The sequence below is a fragment of the Actinacidiphila paucisporea genome (assembly GCF_900142575.1).
In the GTDB taxonomy this organism is placed as follows: domain Bacteria; phylum Actinomycetota; class Actinomycetes; order Streptomycetales; family Streptomycetaceae; genus Actinacidiphila; species Actinacidiphila paucisporea.
In genome coordinates, this window is record NZ_FRBI01000069.1 from 1 (window position 1) to 3,996 (window position 3,996).

The following is a 3,996-nucleotide window of genomic DNA, read 5'->3' on the forward strand; positions in this document are numbered from 1 at the left end:
GACCCCCAGGGCACACTCAACTCCATGAGGACCGGCGGCACTTCGTACTACTACCTCACCGACGCCCAAGGCTCCGTCGTCGGCCTGGTCAACGCCGCCGGCACCAAGATCAACACCTACACCTACGACCCCACCGGCAACGCCCGCACCACCACCCAGACCACCCCCCAGCCCTACCGCTTCCAAGGCGCCTACCTCGACCCCACCGGCCTGTACAAAATGGGCGCCCGCTACTACGACCCCACCCTCGCCCGCTTCACCCAAACCGACCCGAGCGGCCAGGAAACTAACCCCTACGCCGCCTTCGGCGGTGACCCCGTCAACCACACCGACCCCAACGGCACTGACCTGCTCGAAGACGTAGTAGGCGGTGTATCCAGCATTCTCGGCGGAGTCGGTGCAATCTCAGCCCTCTACCTGGGTGCACCGTATGCGGCGGAAGCTGCCGGACTGGCACTAGGTGTCCTCGGCGTCGGCGTCCTCGCCGTGGCAGCAGGAGGATTCCTGATCGGCTACGGAATCGCCATGTATACCTGACCGGCTAGAGAGGAAACCCAGTGACAGGAAAGTCCGCCATGATCGTGATCGTCGCAGCCGTCATTCTCATCGCGGCCGGCGCAGCGGTGGCTGTCGCGGCCAACGGCGGCGTCGAGCGGGGGATGGGCATAGGAATCCTCGTCTTGGGAGCGGTGCTTGGCATCCTGGGACTAGCCATGCGGAAACGCCGGCCCACATCGGCTTCCTGACCGCTGGCAATGAGACCTCCAGTTCCGTCAGCCGCTACGCGGCTGGCGGAACTGCTGCCTGCCGAGCTGACTGTCCGCCCCCGGCGCAGTCGGCGCCTTCCAGCGCGTCCTGACAGTGGCACTGCTTACCCCTGCAGTGTTCATCGTGCTGGCCGCATGACGTCCTGGCCTGCCTGGACAGCCTCGGACAGGAACCGCCGGTAGGCGTGCGCAGGCCGTCCGGGCTGCTGGCGTCCCGGCTGCGCGGCATGGCTACGCCACCCAGCTGCGGATGAGCACCGCCCGCCTGGTCGCCATGGCCAACCAGGGCGCCGGCCGCGAAGCCGTGTTCAGCATTCGCGTCCTGCCGCCCGGCACCCAGACCTCCGCTCCTGCCGCCGGCGTGTCCCCGGCTGCCGCGCCAGAGCCGGCCGGGCCGGTGCGCACCCGCGAGGACGCCTCGGCTGGCTACCGCCAGGCCCTCGCCGCGCTGCAGGCCGGCAAGGCGGAGCAGGGCGACCGGCTCGCCCCGGCCGTACGCGCGGTGATAGAGCGCAGGACCAGGTACTGCGGGAACGCCGCGAGGCCGAAGGGGGTTCGGCGACGGCCAGGCCGCGCTCGAGGAACTGCGCGCCAAAGCAAAAGGCCGTGGGTTCAAGTTTTCTGGAGGGGTCTCGTAGCCGAACTCACGGATCGTGCCTCTAGAACGGTACCGGAGCGGGCCTGGGGTTTCTCCGAGCCCGCCGAACTGAGGGGCACTGGCGGAAGCCGCTGCTCAGCGGATAGCTGGCCGGTAGTCAGGGTGTTCGTTTCCCGTCCTCATACGGAATTGCCAGGGAGGTAGAGCGCAGCGAGCCGGGGCAGTCGGCGGTGCATCTGCTCGTCGTCGTCGAAGTCGAAGTCCTCGCCCATGTCCTGCTCGGCCCGCTCGTGAGGTTGGGCCTTGCGGTACTGGTCCCATGCCTCGTAGAAGTCGTGCCTGTCACCGGTCAGTCGTCCGAAGGCGTCGGCGGCGACGTAGTTCACTTCTTCGTCGAAGAGGACGTCGTCCTTGCCCGCCTCCGCTGCTGCGGCGATGAGTGGGTGCTCAGCCAGGCTGTCGGGATTGGCGGCCACGCGCTCATACCAGGCCTGGCCTTCGGCAATGACGCCGGCGCGGAAGTCGGTGAAGCTGTCGTCCGAGCAGCCGCCGCCGATCAGGTACGCCGCTGCCCAGACGTCCCAGCGATACAGGGCGCCGTGGAGTGCGTCGAAGCGCTCCTGATACTCGAGGATCTCGCGCTTCGAACGTGCTGTCAGTGTTTCGACCAGGGTCCGGTCGAAGGAGCCTTCCGCCGTGGTGCGCGAGCGAGCGGCCTGTATGAGCTGCCAGAAGTCTTCCGTTTCCATGACCGGTCACTCTGCCATCCAGGTCCGACAGACGCCCGTGGGCCCACTGCCGGCGAAAGTCCCCTGTCCATTGCAGGAGCGGGACTGGACTGGGTCTCGCTCAGCTCAAGAGGCCTCTGCGGTTCAACGAGTTCATGAGTTCGGTACGCGCCTCAAGGAAGGCGTCACGAGCCCCAGACAGGTCGGCCAACGTCTGCCGGTACCGCTCGGGGTCAGAGCGCTTCCACTCCGGGGGGACCTCTAAGTAGGTCGGGGGGCTGGAGCCGTTGTCCGGGTCGTGCATGCCGTCGAGTTCGTTGATCAGTCGGCGGAGGCTGTCCATGAACGTAGCGTGCGCGTCCGCCAGCTCAGGATCGAGGAATCTGATGTCGTTGTCGGTGATGAGGGCGTCCCAGGCCGTGTCGATCGCTCGCGTGACGTCCGCCCTGACCCTGCGCATCGTTGGCCGGCCTTGGAACATGCGGAGCCAGGGCGCGTCAAAGGGCATCGCAGCGAGGATCCGTTGCGTCTTGGACCGGTCCGCGGTGTTCCCGTGGAGTGCGACGGACTCCTCAGCCGCCTCAACAGAGGCGATCATGTCGCTCATCAGGTGCTTCCTTGATCAGGAGATACACCAGTCACCGTACAGACCCACCACACGGACCCCAACTGAACCTGGAGCTGGGCCGATACGGCCGGCGCGATTGCTGGAATTGCCACTGGGGCCATGGGAGGGGCGGCGATCACCACAGCGTGCGCGCTATCTGCAGGTGTGGGCTGTGCTGCTGCTGCAGTAGTCACCGGTGCACTCTGGGGAGCTGGTGGAGGAGCTATAGGCGCAGCTGCGGCCGGAGGAGATGAGAACGAAATACAGAACGGGGCGATAGCCGGAATGCTTGGAGGTCTAGGTGTCCTTGGAGGATTTCTTGGGTGAAGGAATATGAATTCGCGACAAGTGGTTCGCCAACGCGGCGCGCGGGTTTCGGTGACAGTGTTATTGTTAGCCGGAGTCGGAGCTATAGCATCCGCATTAGGGGTCATAAGCGGTCCCGTGTGGGTAGCGGCGACAGTTTTTGCTGGAGGTGGCCTTCTGGTAGCCCTCGTCAAAGAATTCGTCAACAAGAATAATACGACAAGCCGCTAAAAGGAAGATGACCCTGAGTTTTATAGCTTAATGCAGAACTAGTTTGTGGGGCAGCTTGTTTACAAGCTGCCCCACAAACTCATGCCATGCAGTCGGCGAGCCGGTGGAGGGGTTACTGCTACTGGTGCTGATTCGTCAACGGCCACGGCATGCGCCAGTGCCGCTACGGCAGCGAGGACAAGGCCCACGTCCAGCACGTCCTGACCGCCATCGCGGTCAACCTCGAACGCATCGACGTCCACCTGCCCCCGGCACCCGCCCGCCTGCCCCGGCGTCCAACAGCTCTCCAGGGCTTCCTCGACTGGCAGCACATCCCGCGATCTCGGTCCTGGCGGGTCGCCACGCACCCCGCAGGCTGAGCCGATCATTCTCACGGTGGCGCAGGAGCTCAGGCCGGCAGAGGCACGATGCTCACCGCTCGGTAGTCGTAACCGTCTTGTTTGAAACCGGGGGCTTCCCACGCGAGGTTTACCTGCTGCCCGGGCGACAAAGCGCGGAAGCCGGTCATCTGGATGTTGGAGTAGTGGCCGAAACAGCCGCCGGGAGTCTCGGGCGAATCGAGCACCCCCCACCCCTCTTCCTCGCTCCACCATCGGACAGTCGCAGTCACCATGACCGGAACCCTACGAGTCCTGAGGCTGCCGAGCACAGGAGAGCGGGACTTTGCTGAGTAAGCCCGGGGCGCGGTGCCGGGATTACTCCCGGTCCGTTTTCCCGGACTTCTCGCCGAACCCGCCGTGCGCCTCTCAACGCAACGGG

At 65.4% G+C, this 3,996-nt stretch carries 6 protein-coding genes; 3 read left to right on the forward strand and 3 right to left on the reverse strand.

Annotation, left to right across the window (positions count from 1 at the left end; translation table 11 throughout):
* Positions 1 to 537 (forward strand): RHS repeat-associated core domain-containing protein (locus BUE44_RS35515; RefSeq protein WP_143172681.1); only part of this gene is annotated, 537 nt, incomplete at its 5' end.
* A gap of 38 nt (positions 538 to 575) precedes the next feature.
* A complete protein-coding gene (locus BUE44_RS37725; protein WP_159450342.1) occupies positions 576 to 746 on the forward strand; it encodes a hypothetical protein in 171 nt (56 codons plus the stop codon).
* Positions 747 to 1,544: 798 nt separating this feature from the next.
* Here BUE44_RS37725 and BUE44_RS35520 read toward each other — a convergent pair.
* Positions 1,545 to 2,114, reverse strand: coding sequence for a DUF4240 domain-containing protein (locus BUE44_RS35520; RefSeq protein WP_073503133.1), 570 nt, complete (start codon positions 2,112 to 2,114; stop codon positions 1,545 to 1,547).
* A 100-nt stretch (positions 2,115 to 2,214) separates the two neighbouring features.
* Complete coding sequence (locus tag BUE44_RS35525; RefSeq protein WP_073503134.1) at positions 2,215 to 2,700, reverse strand: hypothetical protein; 486 nt, start codon at positions 2,698 to 2,700, stop codon at positions 2,215 to 2,217.
* A 686-nt stretch (positions 2,701 to 3,386) separates the two neighbouring features.
* On the opposite strand from BUE44_RS35525, the gene BUE44_RS35530 reads away from it, so the two are divergent.
* Positions 3,387 to 3,596: a hypothetical protein gene (locus tag BUE44_RS35530; protein ID WP_073503135.1), complete on the forward strand. Its 210-nt coding sequence runs from the start codon at positions 3,387 to 3,389 to the stop codon at positions 3,594 to 3,596.
* Positions 3,597 to 3,625: 29 nt separating this feature from the next.
* Here BUE44_RS35530 and BUE44_RS35535 read toward each other — a convergent pair whose 3' ends face one another.
* A complete protein-coding gene (locus BUE44_RS35535; RefSeq protein WP_073503136.1) occupies positions 3,626 to 3,850 on the reverse strand; it encodes a cold-shock protein in 225 nt (74 codons plus the stop codon).
* Between the last annotated feature and the right edge of the window lie 146 nt (positions 3,851 to 3,996).

What these genes read in the sequence shown, in the direction of transcription:
- BUE44_RS35525 (WP_073503134.1), bottom strand. Translation starts at nt 2,700, where the DNA reads ATGAGCGACATGATCGCCTCTGTTGAGGCGGCTGAGGAGTCCGTCGCA.
- BUE44_RS35535 (WP_073503136.1), bottom strand. Translation starts at nt 3,850, where the DNA reads ATGGTGACTGCGACTGTCCGATGGTGGAGCGAGGAAGAGGGGTGGGGG.
- BUE44_RS35530 (WP_073503135.1), top strand. Translation starts at nt 3,387, where the DNA reads ATGCGCCAGTGCCGCTACGGCAGCGAGGACAAGGCCCACGTCCAGCAC.
- BUE44_RS35520 (WP_073503133.1), bottom strand. Translation starts at nt 2,114, where the DNA reads ATGGAAACGGAAGACTTCTGGCAGCTCATACAGGCCGCTCGCTCGCGC.
- BUE44_RS37725 (WP_159450342.1), top strand. Translation starts at nt 576, where the DNA reads ATGATCGTGATCGTCGCAGCCGTCATTCTCATCGCGGCCGGCGCAGCG.